The following is an 18,205-nucleotide window of genomic DNA, read 5'->3' as shown; positions in this document are numbered from 1 at the left end:
GGAGATTGTGATGAAAGCCGACATTTCCGAATTGCCCATGAGCACATGCGATAAACCCATGCCTCTTGGGCATTGTCTTGCGCAGTGGGCACGCAACTACGGCGACCGAATTGCGCTGATCAATGAGACGGGTCAATGCTTGTCCTATGCGCAGTTGCACGACCGTGTCGAGCACATTGCCAGCGGCTTGCATGCCGCTGGCCTGCGTGCTGGCGACCATGCCATGGTGCATATGCCAAACACCTTCGGCTTCTTCTATTCGTTCTTCGCGCTCCTGCGTGTGGGGGTCATCCCCGTGATGGCGATGCCCAATCAACGGGAGCAGGACATCGATGCATTGATGGCCCTGGCGCAACCGACGGCCTACTTCATTCCCGATGATGTTGGCGAACATGACTATCTGACGCTGGCACAACGCATGCAGGCCAGGCATGAGAGCCTCCGGTTGGTTGTAATGGATGGAGACGTCGAGCACGAAACACGCAACGTCCAGATCCTGACTGCACTCAAGGGTTCCGCATGCCCCTGGCCCGAGCAGGATGGGCGCGACACCGCTGTACTGCTGCTTTCGGGCGGCACAACGGGAATGCCAAAGCTGATTCCCCGCACCCATGGGGACTATTTCTACAACTTCACCGCTTCCGCCAGACTTTGTGGATTCGATCGGGAAATGGTGTTCCTGGCGGTGCTTCCGGCCGCGCACAACTTTACGCTCGCATCTCCGGGTGTGCTCGGAACCTTTCAGTGCGGCGGCACCGTCGTGACATCGGTCTCTGCCAGTTGCGATGAAGCCATGCCGCTGATCGAGAAGTACAAGGTGACGCATGTAGCGTTGGTGCCGCCGCTGGCCAAGCTGTGGGTGGAGGGCCGCGAATGGGAGGATAGTGACCTATCCAGCCTGAAGCTGATACAGGTGGGCGGTGCCCGTCTGGAGGCGGGATTGGCCCGGCAACTGGTCGATGTCATCGGCTGCAAATTGCAGCAGGTCTTTGGCATGGCCGAGGGGCTGCTGTGCTACACGCGCCTGGACGATCCGCTGAACACGATCATCCAGACCCAGGGGCGCCCCTTGTCCCCCAAAGATGAGGTTCGAATCGTCGATGAGGACGACCATGACGTTCCTGAAGGTCAAGCCGGGCAGTTGCTTACCCGAGGTCCGTACACGATTCGTGGCTACTTCCGGGCACCAGTACAGAACGCGTCCAGTTTCACCGAGGATGGCTTTTACCGTTCCGGCGACCTGGTACGTCGCGACGCGAATGGCAATCTGATTGTGGAAGGTCGCATCAAGGAACAGATCAACCGCTGCGGCGAAAAAATCTCTACGGCCGAGATCGAAGAAGCGATCAGTTTGCTTCACGGCGTCCATGTCGCCGCCGCGGTCGGTGTCCCAGACGAACTGCTGGGCGAACGCATCTGCGTTTTCATCAAGCCGGAAGGTAGTCAGACGATTGACCCTCTACACATCAAGACGGCGCTGCGCGAAGGTGGTTTGAGCGACTACAAGGTGCCGGATCAGATCGAAACCATCTTCGAATGGCCCCTGACCGCGGCCAAGAAGGTCGACAAGCGCCGCCTGGTCGCGGTCGCCCTCCAACGCGCCTCAGTTTCTCCGGATGCCAAGTCTTCGAGTTACCTGCATGAGTCGATGACAACGAATGCGCCGCCGTTCGAGTTGGCGGTCAAAGTGGCCGAAGTTATTCGGCACGAAACCATCAACTACGTCTTGTACGAACGTCACGGCGAATGGACATTGGGTCTGGAATGCGCCATGAGGATCACAGTAGATTCGGATGGAACGGTTTGCCGCAGTGATGGGAATTCGTGGCGATCAACGTCTGTCAGCGAGAGCATCGAACAGGCCCTGGCCGACATCCCGTTCGATAACTGGCGTGCTTATGGCCGTGCCGAATTCGAGTTCGCCTATCTGACGTATGGCCTGGAAAATCCGCACAGCGCAGGCCCCTTGCTCACCATCGTCATACCGAAAAGCGAAATCCGCATTCGACTTGGAACTGTGCAACTGCGTACGCTGGACAGCGCAGAAATGCCTCAGCTGGTAGCGATCGTTGAAGCGGCCGAAAAGAACGGGCTTCCACGAGTCGATTCGCCTATCGCTCTGGACGTGCGCTCTACGGGGAGTGTGCAGTACCGCGATATCGTGGCTTCGGCGGTACAGGACATGAGACAGGGTCGGTATCAGAAAGTCATCCTCTCCCGCGCTGTCGAAATTCCGTCCGGGGTGGATATGGTGGCCAGTTACTACGCCGGGCGCAAATCCAATACGCCGGTCCGATCATTCCTTTTGAAAGATGGCGAGTTCCAGGCCTATGGCTTTAGTCCTGAGATCGTCGTGACCGTTGATGCTGAGGGCAACGTAGCGACTCAGCCTTTGGCTGGAACCCGCGCATTGACAGGTGCGCCGGAGAAAGATCAGCAGTTGCGCAAAGAACTGGAATCGGATGTGAAGGAGATCGCGGAGCATGCGGTTTCGGTGAAGCTCGCCGTCCAGGAGATGCTGCAGGCATGCCAGGCCGAATCTGTCGTCGTGGACGAGTTCATGACCGTCCAGGAGCGCGGCAGCGTGCAGCATCTGGCGTCGCATGTGAAGGGCGTTCTAACCCCTGGCGCCAGCGCTTGGACTGCATTCGAGAAGCTGTTTCCCGCTGTCACGGCATCCGGTATCCCGAAGAGGGAAGCACTGGAAAGCATCAACAGGCATGAGGGCCGAGCGCGGGGGCTTTACAGTGGCTGCGTGCTGATCGCTGAGAGCGACGGTTCGCTGGATGCGGCCCTGGTGCTTCGTTCTGCGTATCGAGATGCAGGCCGTGCGTCGCTACAGGCCGGTGCGGGACTGGTGCCGCATTCGACGCCAGAGCGCGAGTGGGAGGAAACCTGCGAAAAGCTGACATCAGTCGGCCCCTACCTGATTTCCTCGAAGGAGCATTGAAACATTGCTCCCGCATTCCCTTATCCCGACAGCCGCATGACGGCGTGGATTCTCGGACTGGCCGATCTTCTGGAATTGTCGCCTGACATCAGACTGTCCGGGCTGGCACTGCCAACCAGCCGGACGTCGATGGATGTCCTCGTGCATGCCCCGACGAGTTGGCTGGGGCAGTCCATGGTGACGGGCATGAGTCACAAGCGGCGAACAGAATTCCTTGCAGGGCGGCTTTGTGCCTTCCATTCGTTATCGGAGATGGGGGTCGATGCCGAGTTTCCATTGCCCGTGCAAGATCGACTTCCCATCTGGCCCCCTGGGATCCTCGGCAGCATCAGTCATTGCGCGTCGGTGGCCGTCGCCATGGCGGCGCCGGCCACCAGATTCCATGCCGTGGGCATTGATGTGGAGATGTTGATCGATGCCGAGATCGCGCAGGATATACGGCACAGCGTCGGCCGTGATCGCGAACTGGAGTGCCTGGAGCGAAACATTCCCTGCCGCGCTCGCTCTTTGACACTTCTGTTTTCCGCCAAGGAGGCTCTTTACAAGGCGCTTTATCCATTCTCGCGCCAATACAAAGACTTCCATGCCGCCGAAATCGTTTCCTGCCAAGCCAATGCACTCGTACTGCGATTGACTGAGGACTGGTGTGGATCGTGGCGAGGTGGAGCCTGCGTGGAGGTTCGATACGCATGGATGGACCGTGAGGTACTGACGGCAGTCTGCATACCGCGCGTATCGTCCATTCATTCACGCATCACTCTTGCGGCAATCACGCAGCCTGAAGTTTGAAGATGCAACGATCAATCGGAACATTGCCCACATGGAGCTACGACACCTCAAGTGCTTTCTTGCATTGGCCGAAGAACTACATTTCACCCGCGCAGCCGAATGTTTGCATATCGAGCAACCGCCGCTGTCGAGAACAATCAAGGAGCTGGAAGATGATCTGGGCGTTACCCTTTTTGATCGTGATCGTCGTGGAACTCAGCTGACACCAGCCAGTGCGGCTTTTTTGCAGGATGTCCGCCGGTTGTTTACCGTTCTGGAGCATGCGCAGGAGAACGCCAGGACTATCGCGGCGGACCTGAAGGCGTGTCTGCGAATCGCGGTTTCCGACGGTTCGGTCGATCGCCGGCTGTCTACTTTTCTGGCTTGTTGCCGAGAGGAAGAGCCCGAAATCAAGGTGCGTCTGTCCGAAGTTCCCCTGGCAGGGCAAATTCGCGGCCAGCTTTCCGGCGACTTCACAGCCGGATTTGCGCACACGGCTGATGTGGGAGAAGGCATCGTCGCCGAGCCGATCTGGCACGATCCCTTGCTGGTTGCCGTCCCTGCCCGCCACGAGCTACTGGAACACAAGGCAATTCCGCTGCACAAGCTCGCGGTCCACCCACTGATCCTGTGCGATCCCCTTGTATGTGCGGGATACTGGCGAGAACTGATGCGTTTGCTGCGGCCGCTGCAACGTGAGCCTTGCGTCCAGTCAGCATCGGGATGTCATTGCCCGGCCCTTGGCCGTGGCGTCAGCCGTCATTACCACTTGTTTGCTTCGCCCGAGCGACGTCGCCATGGCGCCACCACTGGAACGGTTCATTGCTCGATTGCATGCCAGGGCGCAAGGATGAGGTGGGTGGCTCGGATGCATCCATCTAGAGCGGATGCATCCATACCGAATCGACAAGCGGTTCACCCCCGCAACGACCAAGGCATCATCCATCATCCGCCGAATGCTCTGTCGCACCTGTTCGGGAACGGATTGTGATTCGGCGGCTTCGTGCGCACCCGCATGGGGCTGATGAGTGCCCAGGATTGCGCGGACAATGGCCGGCACATTGGTGGCGGTGATCACATCGATAGTCGCGCGATTCCCCAGATCCGGGTGGGGCCGGGTCGGCATGCGGTACAGCTCCCATGAGTCTGCATATGGGCACTGGTTCATGAGCACCTGCGCCAGCTTGTGCTTGAGCGGCACCAACTGCCAGTCGGGCACATGCTGTCCGCGGTTGCCTAGACTGATGGGCAGCAGCTTTCCTGACTTCATCTCGCGGTTGATCTGATCCTTGGACTTCCTAGCCAATTTCTCGAACAAGGGAACCGGTAGATTGCTCGGCGATTCGTACATAGCCAACATTTCCTCGCGCTCGAGTTGAATTGCGGAGACTACGGGCTCGGGTGCATACGCAGGGGGCAGTGGTACCTGCGACAGCCGCTGGAATGTGATGCTCACGTTATTCGGGGTTACGACAATGGGCTTGGCCAGCGCTGGCGGGATGCAAGGGGAGGTGGGTTTGGCCACGACGTCCAGATCTGTCGCTGGATTGGATTCCATGCCCTTGACCACGACTAGGGCATAGCGGAACAACTGTCGCAGCCAGGTGCGAACCTTCTCGGCGGTGGTGAAGGCCTTGCGCTTCTCGATCCTTGCCAGAACCCCGAGAAGTTGATGCCGACGAATGTCGTAGATCGACATCTTCTCCTGGGTGGGCAGCACATCCTTGCCGAAGATGCGTTTGATCTGCGACAGCGTGCCGTTCCGGCCTGTCTTGAGTTCCTTCGAGCGGTGTTCAACCCAGGCGTAGTAGACGGCCTTGAAGGTGCAGTCCGATGCCAGCTTCACGGCATGGCGCTTTTGCTTACGGTCGGTATGGGGATTGTTGCCCTTGGCCAGAAGCGCTCTGGCTTCGTCGCGCAAGGCACGGGCCTCGCGCAGGCCGATCTCGGGGTGGTTACCCTGGGATATGCGTTTTTGTTTGCCGAGCCAGTAGTAGCGCAGGTGCCACGACTTGTCCCCGGTAGGGGCAACCACCAGGCTAGGGCCGTCGGTGTCGGGGAGGTTGTAGGTTTTTTCAGCGGCCCAAGCTTGCCGCACCACCAGATCAGAGAGTGCCATCATCAGCTCCTAAGTCATGGACTTAGTCCTGATGCAGCCCATCCTCCCGATCCAACCCCAGCAACGACCCGGAACGGACGTCGCGCGCATTCTTTGGCTTCAAAAACGCTGGTTGTAGGTGGGTTTCTGTGGCTTTCGCTGGAACTAAAAAAGGGGCTTTCGCCCCTTTTTTCAACGACCTATAGACCTCAGTGGAAATCTATAGAGCATAAATTGGAGCGGGAAACGAGTCTCGAACTCGCGACCTCAACCTTGGCAAGGTTGCGCTCTACCAACTGAGCTATTCCCGCAATACTTTCGCTTGAAAACAGAATGATAACTGATTTTTTGAAAATGGTTTTAAGCTGTTTTTGCTCGAACCCTTTTGCTAAAACCGGTTAACATCACCAGCGAAGAACAAAACTTTAACACAGAATTTTCGTTGATGTCCAATCCAGAATACTTTGTAGAGCAGTTGTGTCATATTTCCAACACAATGTCCTTGCCTTGCCGGGGGGAGAGGGTTTTTGTGCTGCGATCGGAGGCAGATCTACCTGCCTTGTCAGAGGCAGTGGCCTCTCGTGAGCGGGTGCATCTGATCGGATCGGCGAGCAATCTGGTTTTGCCGCCTGTTCTGGAGGGATTTACTGTTCTGGTGAGAAACCGCGGTGTGTCGCTTGTGCAAGAGAGTGGGGGTGTCAGGTACGTGGATGTGTCAGCGGGCGAGGTCTGGCATGACTGGGTCGTTCATGCACTTGGCAAGGGATGGAACGGGCTGGAGAATCTTGCCTTGATTCCTGGTACGGTCGGGGCTGCTCCAGTACAGAATATTGGTGCCTACGGAGTGGAGGTCGAGCGATTCATCGATTCCATCAGAGTGTGGGACTTGCAGCGCGCGCAGATGAAGACGCTGGCACGACAGTCGTGTGGATTTCAGTATCGGGACAGCATATTCAAACGCGATGAAAACAGTCACCTGTTGATCGTATCAGTTCGCTTCGCGCTTCCTGTCGATTGGCAGCCGGTTCTGAAATATCCGGACCTTGTTCATTTCGAGCACGCCCGGACGCAGGGAGAGGCCATCTCTGCACAAGAGGTGTTTGATGCAGTGGTGGATATTCGCCGTAGAAAGCTGCCTGACCCGTCCGTTATTCCCAATTCCGGGAGTTTTTTCAAGAACCCGGTTGTATCGGAGCACCGATATGAGGATCTCAGGCGGTCCCACCCTGATCTGGTCTCGTTTCGGCTGGATAGCGGTGACTACAAGCTTGCAGCGGGATGGATGATCGATCAGTGTGGCTGGAAAGGTCACGCAGTGGGTCCAGTGATGGTGCATGAACGGCAGGCACTGGTTCTAACTAATACTGGCGGCGCTACGCAAGCTGATGTTCTGGATGTTGCCAGACTGATCTCGGGTGATGTCAAGGCCAGATTCGGCGTTTCGCTGGAGATTGAACCCGTCTGCTGGGATTGCTGACCAGTAAGTCATTGGTCTGCGCTTGTCAGGCGCAGCGCTGGCCTGCGTGACAACCTGTGAGGCGCTTGGTGTGCGAAATGCTCTCAGGTTTGTCACAGGTGTGCTTCAGATTGTCGGGCACTGAGGCGATGGATGGCCAGTTAAAGGCCAAGTACAGCCTGCATGTCATAGACTCCTTTGGGCTTGTCTTCAAGGAACCGGGCCGCACGAAGACTGCCTTGTGCGTATGTGGCGCGACTGGTCGACCGGTGCGTGATCTCGATGCGCTCCCCAACCCCGCAAAAGTAGACCGTGTGGTCACCCACAATATCGCCTCCGCGGACAACAGAAAACCCGATCGACCCATCCTCCCGGGCTCCGGTATGCCCGTGGCGGGTCCAGGTCGCCAATTCGTCTAGTGGTTTGTCCCAGGCATTGGCAATGACCTCACCCATCTTGAGGGCCGTACCTGATGGTGCATCGACCTTGTGTTTATGGTGTGCTTCAAACACTTCTACGTCATATCCGGAGGCCAGAATCTTGGCGGCCACTTCGAGCAGTTTGAGTGTCGCATTCACGCCAACGCTCATGTTGGGGGCGAACACGATGGCCACCGATTCACCTGCCTTCTGAATCGCCTGTTTGCCGGCATCATCAAAACCGGTCGTGCCAATGATCACCTTGACGCCGTGCTCAACACATACTTTCAGGTGTTCCAGTGTGCCTTCTGGGCGAGTGAAGTCAATCAGGCAGTCGGCACTAGCCAGCGCCTGAAGATCGTCCGTAATCATCACGCCGGTCCTGGCGCCAAGAAATGCGCCTGCGTCCTGTCCGATTGACTGACTGGTCGAGTGGTCGAGTGCCACGACCAGTTCAAAAGCATCCGGCTGGGCAAGCGCTGATTCAATCAGCATCCGCCCCATTCTTCCGCTGGCGCCAGCAATTGCAAGTTTCATAGTTAAGTCTCTGGTCGGTCGTTTCAGATTATTCCAATGGGATCGGTACCTGGTCTGGTGCATCAGGCAGCGCGTACGGATCGCTGGATGGTAGGGCGGGATTGCTCAGGCTAATGTCAAAGCCTGGGGCAATCTGAACTTCGCTGCCCTCGCTCTTGAGTCGCTCCTCTTCGAGATCGACCTCGGCTTGTTCGGCCTGTGACTTCCTGACCTCTTCCTGGGCAATCTGGAATGGCTCCAGAGCAGGCTGTTCGTCTCCGTGCCAGCTCACGAGCAGGTCGCCACTAAAAAGCACAGTGAAATTGCGGACTTCGACGCTGCGGTTGGGGGCCCTGTAAAAATACGGATAGTCCCAACGATCTGCGTGCAGGACATTGGTGAGTGTCGGAGAGCCTAGTGCAAAGCGAACCTGTTCTCGAGTCATGCCCTGATAAAGCAGACCGACTTGCTGTTCGGTTACCCAGTTTCCTTGCTGTAACCCCACCCGATAGGGGAATCCCCAGCGGTTTGAGGAGCACCCGGAGACGAGTACGGTTGCAGTCAGGACGAAACCGACTGCGTAGCGAAGCATGGCGTTGTGCGGGGAAGACTGCACGGGCAACCTCTTCTGTTTATGCATTGTCTAAAGACGCTATCATAGGGCAAAAGGCCGCTTGACTAAATTCACAAGGAGATCACGTGGAGAATGACAACGATCAGAGCGACCTCAAGACCGTTGGTTTGAAGGCGACATTTCCTCGACTGAAAATTCTGGACGTATTCAGACGCTCCGAACAAAGGCATCTGAGCGCAGAAGACGTATATCGGCTGCTGCTTGCCGAGAATGTCGAGATCGGGTTGGCAACGGTATACCGGGTGCTGACGCAATTTGAGCAGGCGGGTATTCTGAGTCGTAGCCAGTTTGACGGCATCAAGGCCATCTTTGAACTTAATGATGGAGATCATCACGATCACTTGATCTGCACACATTGTGGGCTGGTTGAGGAGTTTTCTGACGAGCAGATCGAATCTTTACAGCACAAAATAGCTGATACACATGGTTTTGATCTGGAAAGCCACGCACTGGTTCTTTATGGCAAGTGCCCGAACTGCATTAAGGCTGGCAAGTAGAAGGTAAGTGTGGAGGGCTTGGTGATATGAGGGGAGGGAAAGGACCTCAAATCACCAATCTTTGATTCGCTGATTTCAGACTGTCCCGACGCGTTCCAGCATTTCCCTTGCATGCTGACGTGTGGTTTGCGTCAACTTCACCCCGCCGAGTAACTTGGCAATGGCTTCAACACGGTCAGATGCCTCAGAAAGCGACTGAACGTTCGAATAGACCCCTTGTGCATCCTTTTCTTTTGTGACTACGCAATGATGGTGTGCGCAAGATGCGACCTGTGCCAGGTGCGTGACGCATAGGACCTGAAATGTCTGGCCAAGTTGACGTAGCAGCTCACCAATTTTTTCTGCGACTGCACCGCTCACGCCTGTGTCGATTTCATCGAAGATCAAGGTGGGTACACGGGTGGCTTCGCTTGCAAGTACGGATAGTGCCAGGCTGATACGGGAGAGCTCACCACCCGATGCCACCTTTGATAACGGTGCCAGGGCTGCTCCGTCATGGCCGGCCACTGTTAGTGTGATCCTGTCAGAGCCACCAGGCCCGGGTTGTGCCTGTTCTACTTGAATCGCGAATCGCCCATCGGGCATGCCCAGAAGGCGAATCATTGCGGTGACCGATTCGCCAAGTTTTCTGGCTGCCTTGGTGCGCGCGGTATGCAGTCTGGAAGCGACCTTTTTGTACGCTGCTTCGAGTTCAGCCTGTCTGGCGCGGATTGCCTCGAGGTCCTGCCCTTGCACGAGTTCTTCAAGTGCTTGCTGGCAGCGAATGCGAACAGCAGGGAGGTCGGCTGGCTCGCAGTGATGCTTTCTGGCTGCGTCAAATAGCGCACGCATCCGGTCTTCAACCTGACTCAGCCGGTCTGGGTCCAGGTCAACGTGATCGAGGTAGCGGTTCAGATCCGACTTGGCTTCACGAACAGAAATGCTGGCGGATTCGAGCGCTTGCGCAACATCCTGCAGTCGCGAGTCATGTGCCACCAGCGGGTTGATGGCATGCAAGGCCAGATCAATGATGCGCTGGGCACCGCTTTCGTCGTCGTCCAGTGTTTGCAAGGCGGTCTGAGCCCCTTCAAGCAGTGCCTGGCCATTCGACAGGCGCGCGTGCTCCTCGCTGATAGTGACCCATTCGCCTTCTTGTGCAGCCAGCTTGTCAAGCTGGTCGAGTTGCCATTCGAGTTCTTCCTGTCTGGTCAGAACAACCCGCTGGTCTTGCTGGGCGCGCTCGAGTTGCTCGTTTGTCTGTTGCCAGTCTTGCCAGATCTGGGCAATCTCACGTCGTTCTCCGGACAACCCTGCAAACTCGTCAAGCAGATCGCGCTGACTTTCGGGTTTGAGCAGGCTCTGGTGAGCATGCTGGCCGTGAATGTCAACCAGTCGTTCACCCAGTTCCTTGAGCTGAGTGACTGTTGTAGGTGCGCCGTTAATGTAGGCGCGCCCCTTGCCTTGCGCATCAATCACTCGCCGCAGAACGAGCTCGTCTTCTTGGTCCAGGTCGTACTCGGCAAGCCACGCTTGTGCGGCGGAGGTGGGTTCAAATACGGCGGTAATTTGTGCACGCCTGGCTTGCGGTCGAACGACCGAGGTGTTGACCCTGCCTCCAAGTACCAGTCCGAGAGCGTCGACCAGAATTGACTTTCCTGCACCCGTTTCACCAGTCAGAACAGTCAGTCCCGCACTGAAATCCAGATTCAGCTCCCTGACAATGACAAAGTCCTGAATTGAAAGCTCCCGAAGCACGATTACTCTCCGTTGTGACCCGTAGCAGGCAGGCGGTTCCAGTCTAGCTTCTTTCTGAGTGTCGAAAAAAAACTGTAACCGCGAGGATGCAGGAAGTTGACGGTATTCTGTGCCCTGCGGACGTTGACCTGGTCACCGGGCTGGACGTCGGACCAGGTCTGCATGTCAAAGTGAACGCTGGCGCCCGCTTCGATTCTGCTCATCGACAGAACGGTCAGATTCAGCTGGCTGGAGTCGGGCAGAACAATCGGGCGGTTTGACAGAGTCTGAGGGGCGACCGGAACCAGCAGGATCGCCCGTATGGTCGGGTGCAGGATGGGTCCGAGGGCGGACAGGGCGTATGCCGTTGAGCCTGTGGGCGTCGCGGCAATGAGGCCGTCTGCGCGAACGGTGAACATGAACTGCCCGTTGATGTCGGCGCGTACCTCGATCATTCCGCCGCGGCCTGCCCGATTCAGAACAACGTCATTGAGTGCTGTGGCGCTGTAAAGGCATTTTCCGTCGCGCATGACCTCGCCTTCGAGCAGGATGCGAGACTCGATCTCGAAGTTGCCTTGCAGAAGGTCTTCCAGTGCAGAATGCGTGTCTTGAAGAGGAATGTCGGTGATGAACCCAAGTCTTCCATGGTTGATTCCTGCGACTGGAACGCCAGCTGGTGCAAGGCTGCGTGCCGCGCCGAGCATGGTTCCGTCGCCTCCCATCACGATGGCAAGCTGAGCGCGACGGCCAATCTCCTCGAAGGATGCAACCGGAAACTCTGTCAGCCCGGTATTTTTTGCTGTTTCTGCCTCGATCAGCACCTCTCTGCCAGCTGCATTAACCATGCGCGCGAGGCTGCGCAGGTGATCCGCGAGTTGAGAGTCTTGATAGCGCCCCACAAGCGCGATGGTCGAAAATTGCATGCGGCCCTTGATCAGACGGTCATTTATTCGGAAGATTATAGGGTTGGACGGTACAATCTACAGCAACATGGATGATCGCGCCCACGCTTTACTGAAAGCTCTAATCGAGAAATACATCACCGACGGTCAGCCGGTGGGGTCTCGTGCGCTCTCAAAAGTCTTTGATCTGTCCCCTGCGACGATCCGCAACGTGATGGCAGACCTCGAAGAGGCTGGTCTCATACAGAGTCCGCATACTTCCGCTGGACGGGTTCCCACGCCAAAAGGGTACAGGCTTTTTGTGGACAGCATGCTGGCGTCACAGCCGTTCGAGTTGTTGCATGTTGACAACCTGCGCGACATGCTGCCATCTGCAGATCCCACCAAAGCGGTCAATGCAGCTGCCTCACTGCTTTCGAATCTGACCCAGTTCGCAGGTGTTGTGCTGGCGCCACGTCGTTCCCAGGTGTTCAAGCATATCGAGTTCATTCGACTGTCGGAACGCAGGATCCTGTTGATCATCGTGACGCCGGAAGGGGATGTTCAGAACAGGATCCTGTCCTTGACAAGGGATTATTCTCATGCCGAACTGGTGGAGGCCAGCAACTTCTTCAACCAGCATTTCAGCGGTATGGGGTTTGCGCAAGTGCGACAGTCCCTGGCAGTCGAGTTGCAGCGTCTTCGCGAGGACCTGTCGAGACTGATGCAGGCTGCGGTCGATGCCGGATCCGAGGAGCCTGACCAGGCTGACTCGGTTGTAATTTCTGGTGAGATGCGGTTGCTCGATATTTCGGACTTGTCCTCCGATCTTGAGCGATTGAGGCGTACGTTCTCGCTGTTCGAGCAGAAGACCGAGTTGTTACAACTGCTCGACGCTAGCAGTCGTGCTCAGGGCGTTCAAATTTACATCGGTGGGGAGTCTCGTCTCATGCCGATGGAAGATCTGACCGTTGTGGCTGCGCCATACGGTGTCAACGGTAAGGTGGTCGGCACACTCGGTGTGATTGGTCCGACGCGCATGGCATACGAACGTGTCATTCCGATCGTTGATATCACATCCAGACTGCTGTCCAATGCGTTGAGTCAATATGCATCCGAACGTTGATCTTGCTTCGTATCAAGGCAGTATGTGACCGGACTCATCGGCCGGTTTCGGCCCGTCAATCAGTAGCATGAGGTGTTTCTTTGTCCGAACAAGCAGATGTGAATCCCAGCCGCGGTCGGGACTGGAAAGAGCCTGCACCGAGCAAATTGGTGATGTGGCCTGCAGACATGTCAGTTCCCAAGGTGGGTGTGCTGGTGGTCAATCTGGGTACACCCGATGAACCTACTGCGCCTGCGATACGCCGCTATCTGCGGCAGTTTCTCTCCGATCCGCGAGTGATTGAAATCCCGAGGCTCGTGTGGTGGCCGATTTTGAACGGGCCAATCCTTCTAAGTCGTCCGCGCAAGCTGGTTGAGCGCTATGCCGGTATCTGGATGGAAGGAGGCTCGCCTTTACTCGTCTATAGCCAGCGACAGGCGTTTGGCCTCGAGAAAACGCTTCGTGCGCGTGGCCATGAAGTGGAAGTGGAAATTGGCATGCGCTATGGCAACCCGAGCCTGGAGTCTGCGCTGCAGAAGCTCCGTGACAAGGGCTGTGAACGGATTTTGACCTTATCTCTGTATCCCCAGTACGCAGCCAGCACCACGGCTACGGTAGTCGACGAGGTCTGTCGCATCGCCAGTCGAATGCGTAACCAGCCTGAAATGCGCTTTATCAAGCGCTTTCATGACTTCGAACCTTACATCGATGCTGTTGCCTCAAAAATCGAGCATGCGTGGTCGGAGGGTTCGCGACCAGAAAAGCTGGTCATGAGCTTTCATGGGTTGCCCAGGCGTTGTGCTGATCTAGGGGATCCCTATTGCAAGGACAGCTACGGCACAGCAAGGGCGCTTGCGAAACGACTGGATCTGACCGATGATCAGTATCTTGTCACGTTTCAGAGCCGGTTCGGGCCTGCAGAGTGGCTGCAGCCTTATACGGAACCGACGCTGATCAAACTGGCAGAGTCTGGTGTCAGGCACGTCGATGTCGTCTGTCCGGGCTTTCTGGCGGACTGTCTGGAAACGCTGGAAGAAATCAGCATTGAGTGTCGGGATGCGTTCATGAATGCAGGTGGGCAGCAGTTTCGGTACATTCCCTGTCTGAATGATGACCAGCAATGGGTAGAGGGTCTGACCAGTCTGGTTCTTGATCACTTGCAGGGCTGGCCGACCCGGGCGCACGGCGACTGATTGCATCAGGGCAGCGCAAGTATTTCCATGGGCGTGTGGTGCAGCTCTTGAAAACGGGGCTGACGTCCCCATATTCCCGAAATCGACCGTATTTTTTTGGAGATAGTTGCATGACTTCGCATCCAGATGCCAATCGACCGTCTGATCAGGCGGATGTTCCAGGCCAGAATGATCAAGCCCAAGCTAGTCAGTGCGAACCGAACCCGGAGCAGCAGGCTGATGTGAATCAGGATCCCGTTCAGGAGATCGAGCGCCTGAAGGCTGAGCTCTCGGACAAGCACGACATGATGTTGCGTGCTCACGCGGAATCCGAAAACATCCGCAGACGTTCTCAGGAGGAAGTTACAAAGGCGCGGAAGTTTGCAATCGAATCGTTTGCAGAGAGTCTTGTTCCTGTGCGTGACAGCCTGGAAGCCGCACTGGCGGTCGAGCAGCAGACCCTTGAGGCCATGCGCGAAGGTGTTGAGACCACCCTCAAGCAGTTGAACTCGGCATTCGAGCGTAACCATTTGAAAGAAATTATGCCAGCAGTCGGCGACAAGTTTGATCCGCACCATCATCAGGCTATTGCGACTGTTCCTGCCGAACAGCCCTCGAACACAATCGTGACAGTTCTGCAAAAGGGCTATCTGATCACGGATCGCGTACTGCGCCCGGCACTCGTGACCGTGGCGAGTTGACGGTCCGAGCGCGTCGGGAACCGGACTCTGCCAGGACTGCTTTTAGCTGATCAGCTTCAAACTGTCTTGAATTTTCCAGCGACGCCCCCATCTATCTGTCATCGAGTTTGAATCGCACCCAATTTACGAGTTAAGGAATCCATAAAATGAGCAAAATCATCGGTATCGACCTTGGCACAACCAACAGTTGCGTTGCAATTGTTGACGGCGGACAAGTCAAGATCATCGAAAACGCAGAAGGTGCCCGTACCACACCATCGATTGTCGCCTATCTGGAAGAGGGTGAAACGCTGGTTGGCGCTCCGGCCAAGCGTCAGGCCGTTACCAATCCAACGAACACGCTGTACGCAGTCAAGCGCCTGATTGGACGCCGGTTCAACGAGAAGGCTGTCCAGAAAGACATCGACCTCATGCCTTACAAAATCATCGAAGCAGACAACGGTGACGCCTGGGTGGAAGCTCTGGACAAGAAAATGGCGCCTGCACAGGTGTCGGCTGACGTGCTGCGCAAGATGAAGAAGACCGCTGAGGACTACCTGGGCGAGCCTGTTACAGAGGCAGTGATCACCGTGCCGGCTTACTTCAATGATAGCCAGCGTCAGGCCACCAAAGATGCAGGCCGGATTGCAGGCCTTGAGGTCAAGCGCATCATCAACGAACCGACCGCCGCGGCATTGGCGTTTGGTCTGGATAAAACCGAGAAAGGTGATCGCAAAATTGCCGTTTATGACCTGGGTGGTGGTACGTTTGACGTGTCAATCATCGAGATTGCAGATGTGGATGGTGAGAAACAGTTTGAAGTGCTTTCCACCAATGGTGACACTTTCCTCGGTGGTGAAGACTTTGACCAGCGCATCATTGACTACGTTATTGCCGAGTTCAAGAAAGAGCAAGGAACGGACCTGTCCAAGGATGTTCTGGCCTTGCAACGCCTGAAAGAGGCTGCCGAGAAAGCCAAGATCGAGTTGTCTTCCAGCCAGCAGACGGAATTCAACCTGCCTTACATCACAGCAGACGCGTCCGGTCCCAAGCACCTGAGCCTGAAGATCACTCGCGCCAAGCTTGAGTCGCTGGTGGAAGACTTGATCGAGCGCACCATTGACCCCTGCCGCGTGGCCATCAAGGATGCCGGTGTGAAGGTTAGTGACATTGATGATGTGATTCTGGTGGGCGGTATGACTCGCATGCCCAAGGTCCAGGAGAAAGTCAAGGAGTTCTTTGGTAAGGATCCTCGCAAGGACGTCAACCCGGATGAGGCAGTTGCCGCCGGTGCCGCAGTTCAGGGTTCTGTGCTTTCGGGTGACCGCAAGGATGTGCTGCTGCTGGACGTGACGCCATTGTCGCTGGGTATCGAGACCCTGGGTGGCGTGATGACCAAGATGATCACGAAGAACACCACGATCCCGACCCGGCACTCACAGACCTTCTCAACTGCTGATGACAACCAGCCAGCCGTGACGATCAAGGTGTTTCAGGGTGAGCGTGAAATTGCTTCGGGTAACAAACTCCTGGGCGAATTCAACCTTGAGGGTATTCCGCCATCACCGCGTGGCGTTCCTCAGATCGAGGTGACGTTCGATATCGACTCGAACGGTATTGTTCACGTGTCGGCCAAGGACAAGGGTACCGGCAAGGAGAACAAGATCACGATCAAGGCGAACTCTGGCTTGACGGAAGAAGAGATCCAGCGCATGGTCAAGGATGCTGAAGCTAACGCAGCTGAGGATCATCGAATGGCTGAACTGGCTCAGACCCGCAACGCGGCTGATGCGCTGGTGCATGCGACCCGCAAGTCTCTGGAAGAACACGGCGAAAAGCTTGAAGCATCCGAAAAGGAAACTATCGAAGCGGCCATTCAGGATGTTGAGCAAGCTCTCAAGGACAACGCTGACAAGGAGGCTATTGACGGCAAGGTCGAAACGCTTTCGACTGCGGCACAGAAGCTTGGCGAAAAGATGTATGCCGACATGCAGGCTCAGGCGCAGGCTGACGGCGCTCAGGGTGCCAAGCCGGCTGATGATGATGTCGTCGATGCAGACTTCAAGGAAGTCAAGCGCGACGGTTCGTAATCACCCGCCTAGCTGAAAGTGGCGCCCGGTATCCTGTCAAAAGGGTAACCGGGCGTTACCGTTGAACCCATCAGAAATGCAATTATGTCAAAACGAGATTTTTACGAAGTACTGGGCGTCACCAGGAACGCTTCCGACGACGAAATCAAGAAGGCTTATCGCAAACTTGCGATGAAGTGGCACCCTGACCGCAATCCTGATGACAAGAACGCCGAGGAGCAGTTCAAGTCTGTCCAGCACGCGTACGAGATTCTCTCCGACCCTGACAAGCGCGCTGCCTACGACAGGTTTGGCCATGCGGGGGTTGATCCGAACGCCGCAGGTATGGGTGGCGGTCGAGCCGATTTTTCGGATGCATTTGGTGACATCTTTGGAGAGATCTTTGGTGCGGGTCGACGAGGAGGCGGCGGTGGACCTCAGGTGTACAAGGGCGCCGATCTCAAGTATGCGCTGGAGATTACTCTGGAGCAGGCGGCGGCCGGTTTCGAAACCGAGATTCGCGTCCCGAGTTGGGAGACTTGTGACACATGCAAAGGTTCCGGAGCCAAGCCTGGTACTTCTCCAGTCACCTGCCGTACTTGTAATGGCGCAGGTGCTGTACGGATGCAGCAGGGGTTTTTCAGTGTTCAGCAGACGTGCCCGACTTGTCATGGGTCAGGTCAGGAAGTCAAAGATCCATGTGTCAAGTGTGACGGCGTTGGACGCATCCGCAAAAACAAGACGTTGCAAGTCAAGATTCCCGCTGGTATCGATGAAGGCATGCGGATCCGTTCAACAGGCAATGGCGAACCTGGTGTAAACGGTGGCCCTGCGGGTGATCTGTTCGTTGAAATCCATATCAAGCAGCACAACATTTTCCAGCGTGACAATGATGATCTGCATTGCGAGTTGACAATTCCTTTCACTACGGCGGCACTCGGTGGGGATGTTCAGGTACCTACTCTCACAGGTAAGGCTGAAATCACGATTCCGGAAGGAACGCAATCCGGAAAGACATTTCGATTACGCGGTAAGGGCATTAAAGGTGTCAGGGCGGGTTATCCTGGTGATCTGTACTGTCACGTCGTTGTCGAGACGCCTGTGCGTCTGACTGAAGACCAGAAGGAAATTCTGCGACAGTTCGAGAGTTCTCTGGGTGAGGGCGGTGACAGGCACTCGCCTCAGAGTAAATCCTGGACAGATCGTGTCAAGGAATTCTTCTCTTGATATGCAGGGATGGCCTGACT

Annotated in this window: 14 protein-coding genes, 1 tRNA gene and 1 pseudogene; 10 read left to right on the top strand and 6 right to left on the bottom strand. The window is 56.2% G+C overall.

Annotated elements, in window-relative coordinates:
• Window positions 1–10: 10 nt before the first annotated feature.
• From DBV39_RS11185 to DBV39_RS11175, 3 genes are read left to right on the top strand one after another with little or no spacing between them, the layout of a single operon-like run.
• Window positions 11–2,950 carry a salicylate synthase gene (locus DBV39_RS11185; RefSeq protein ID WP_108621591.1) on the top strand — a complete coding sequence of 980 codons (2,940 nt, stop codon included), beginning with the start codon at window positions 11–13 and terminating at the stop codon, window positions 2,948–2,950.
• A gap of 36 nt (window positions 2,951–2,986) precedes the next feature.
• The gene (locus tag DBV39_RS11180; RefSeq protein WP_108621590.1) at window positions 2,987–3,739 is read left to right on the top strand and encodes a 4'-phosphopantetheinyl transferase family protein; all 753 of its coding nucleotides are present in this window, start codon (window positions 2,987–2,989) and stop codon (window positions 3,737–3,739) included.
• 31 nt (window positions 3,740–3,770) lie between these two features.
• The gene (locus tag DBV39_RS11175; RefSeq protein ID WP_456093825.1) at window positions 3,771–4,709 is read left to right on the top strand and encodes a LysR family transcriptional regulator; all 939 of its coding nucleotides are present in this window, start codon (window positions 3,771–3,773) and stop codon (window positions 4,707–4,709) included.
• A gap of 30 nt (window positions 4,710–4,739) precedes the next feature.
• Here DBV39_RS11175 and DBV39_RS11170 read toward each other — a convergent pair.
• Both DBV39_RS11170 and DBV39_RS11165 read right to left on the bottom strand, forming a co-directional pair.
• Window positions 4,740–5,837: pseudogene (locus tag DBV39_RS11170) on the bottom strand (tyrosine-type recombinase/integrase); the annotation flags it as partial.
• A 214-nt stretch (window positions 5,838–6,051) separates the two neighbouring features.
• A tRNA-Gly gene (locus DBV39_RS11165) sits at window positions 6,052–6,127 on the bottom strand.
• Window positions 6,128–6,261: 134 nt separating this feature from the next.
• On the opposite strand from DBV39_RS11165, the gene murB reads away from it, so the two are divergent.
• Window positions 6,262–7,293 (top strand): UDP-N-acetylmuramate dehydrogenase, encoded by a 1,032-nt coding sequence (gene murB / locus DBV39_RS11160; protein ID WP_108621589.1) that lies wholly within the window; start codon window positions 6,262–6,264, stop codon window positions 7,291–7,293.
• A 140-nt stretch (window positions 7,294–7,433) separates the two neighbouring features.
• Here the strand turns inward: murB and dapB are convergent, their stop codons facing one another.
• Window positions 7,434–8,228, bottom strand: a complete 795-nt coding sequence (gene dapB / locus DBV39_RS11155) for a 4-hydroxy-tetrahydrodipicolinate reductase (RefSeq protein ID WP_108621588.1) — start codon at window positions 8,226–8,228, stop codon at window positions 7,434–7,436.
• A gap of 28 nt (window positions 8,229–8,256) precedes the next feature.
• Window positions 8,257–8,823, bottom strand: a complete 567-nt coding sequence (locus DBV39_RS11150; protein ID WP_227870595.1) for an outer membrane protein assembly factor BamE — start codon at window positions 8,821–8,823, stop codon at window positions 8,257–8,259.
• A gap of 83 nt (window positions 8,824–8,906) precedes the next feature.
• Here DBV39_RS11150 and fur point away from each other — a divergent pair, with 83 nt between their 5' ends.
• The gene (gene fur / locus DBV39_RS11145) at window positions 8,907–9,338 is read left to right on the top strand and encodes a ferric iron uptake transcriptional regulator (RefSeq protein WP_108621586.1); all 432 of its coding nucleotides are present in this window, start codon (window positions 8,907–8,909) and stop codon (window positions 9,336–9,338) included.
• Between the two features lie 75 nt (window positions 9,339–9,413).
• On the opposite strand, the gene recN is transcribed toward fur, so the two are convergent.
• Window positions 9,414–11,072 carry a DNA repair protein RecN gene (recN, locus tag DBV39_RS11140; protein ID WP_108621585.1) on the bottom strand — a complete coding sequence of 553 codons (1,659 nt, stop codon included), beginning with the start codon at window positions 11,070–11,072 and terminating at the stop codon, window positions 9,414–9,416.
• Window positions 11,073–11,074: 2 nt separating this feature from the next.
• Window positions 11,075–11,974 (bottom strand): NAD kinase, encoded by a 900-nt coding sequence (locus DBV39_RS11135; protein ID WP_108621584.1) that lies wholly within the window; start codon window positions 11,972–11,974, stop codon window positions 11,075–11,077.
• Window positions 11,975–12,041: 67 nt separating this feature from the next.
• On the opposite strand from DBV39_RS11135, the gene hrcA reads away from it, so the two are divergent.
• From hrcA to dnaJ, 5 genes are all read left to right on the top strand, one after another.
• Window positions 12,042–13,058, top strand: coding sequence for a heat-inducible transcriptional repressor HrcA (gene hrcA / locus DBV39_RS11130; RefSeq protein WP_108623235.1), 1,017 nt, complete (start codon window positions 12,042–12,044; stop codon window positions 13,056–13,058).
• A 152-nt stretch (window positions 13,059–13,210) separates the two neighbouring features.
• Complete coding sequence (gene hemH / locus DBV39_RS11125) at window positions 13,211–14,230, top strand: ferrochelatase (RefSeq protein WP_108623234.1); 1,020 nt, start codon at window positions 13,211–13,213, stop codon at window positions 14,228–14,230.
• A 110-nt stretch (window positions 14,231–14,340) separates the two neighbouring features.
• A complete protein-coding gene (grpE, locus tag DBV39_RS11120; RefSeq protein ID WP_108621583.1) occupies window positions 14,341–14,910 on the top strand; it encodes a nucleotide exchange factor GrpE in 570 nt (189 codons plus the stop codon).
• A 146-nt stretch (window positions 14,911–15,056) separates the two neighbouring features.
• Window positions 15,057–16,979 carry a molecular chaperone DnaK gene (gene dnaK, locus DBV39_RS11115; RefSeq protein ID WP_108621582.1) on the top strand — a complete coding sequence of 641 codons (1,923 nt, stop codon included), beginning with the start codon at window positions 15,057–15,059 and terminating at the stop codon, window positions 16,977–16,979.
• Between the two features lie 84 nt (window positions 16,980–17,063).
• On the top strand, window positions 17,064–18,185 hold the full coding sequence (dnaJ, locus tag DBV39_RS11110) for a molecular chaperone DnaJ (RefSeq protein WP_108621581.1): 1,122 nt from the start codon (window positions 17,064–17,066) through the stop codon (window positions 18,183–18,185).
• Window positions 18,186–18,205: the final 20 nt, after the last annotated feature.

This window comes from Orrella marina (assembly GCF_003058465.1).
Lineage (GTDB): Bacteria > Pseudomonadota > Gammaproteobacteria > Burkholderiales > Burkholderiaceae_B > Algicoccus > Algicoccus marinus.
This window is presented reverse-complemented; position numbering and strand designations above follow the sequence as displayed.

Coding starts and splice junctions, on each gene's coding strand:
- DBV39_RS11185 (WP_108621591.1), top strand. CDS start 11: ATGAAAGCCGACATTTCCGAATTGCCCATGAGCACATGCGATAAACCC.
- DBV39_RS11180 (WP_108621590.1), top strand. CDS start 2,987: ATGACGGCGTGGATTCTCGGACTGGCCGATCTTCTGGAATTGTCGCCT.
- DBV39_RS11175 (WP_456093825.1), top strand. CDS start 3,771: ATGGAGCTACGACACCTCAAGTGCTTTCTTGCATTGGCCGAAGAACTA.
- murB (WP_108621589.1), top strand. CDS start 6,262: ATGTCCAATCCAGAATACTTTGTAGAGCAGTTGTGTCATATTTCCAAC.
- dapB (WP_108621588.1), bottom strand. CDS start 8,228: ATGAAACTTGCAATTGCTGGCGCCAGCGGAAGAATGGGGCGGATGCTG.
- DBV39_RS11135 (WP_108621584.1), bottom strand. CDS start 11,974: ATGCAATTTTCGACCATCGCGCTTGTGGGGCGCTATCAAGACTCTCAA.
- hrcA (WP_108623235.1), top strand. CDS start 12,042: ATGGATGATCGCGCCCACGCTTTACTGAAAGCTCTAATCGAGAAATAC.
- hemH (WP_108623234.1), top strand. CDS start 13,211: ATGTGGCCTGCAGACATGTCAGTTCCCAAGGTGGGTGTGCTGGTGGTC.
- grpE (WP_108621583.1), top strand. CDS start 14,341: ATGACTTCGCATCCAGATGCCAATCGACCGTCTGATCAGGCGGATGTT.
- dnaK (WP_108621582.1), top strand. CDS start 15,057: ATGAGCAAAATCATCGGTATCGACCTTGGCACAACCAACAGTTGCGTT.
- dnaJ (WP_108621581.1), top strand. CDS start 17,064: ATGTCAAAACGAGATTTTTACGAAGTACTGGGCGTCACCAGGAACGCT.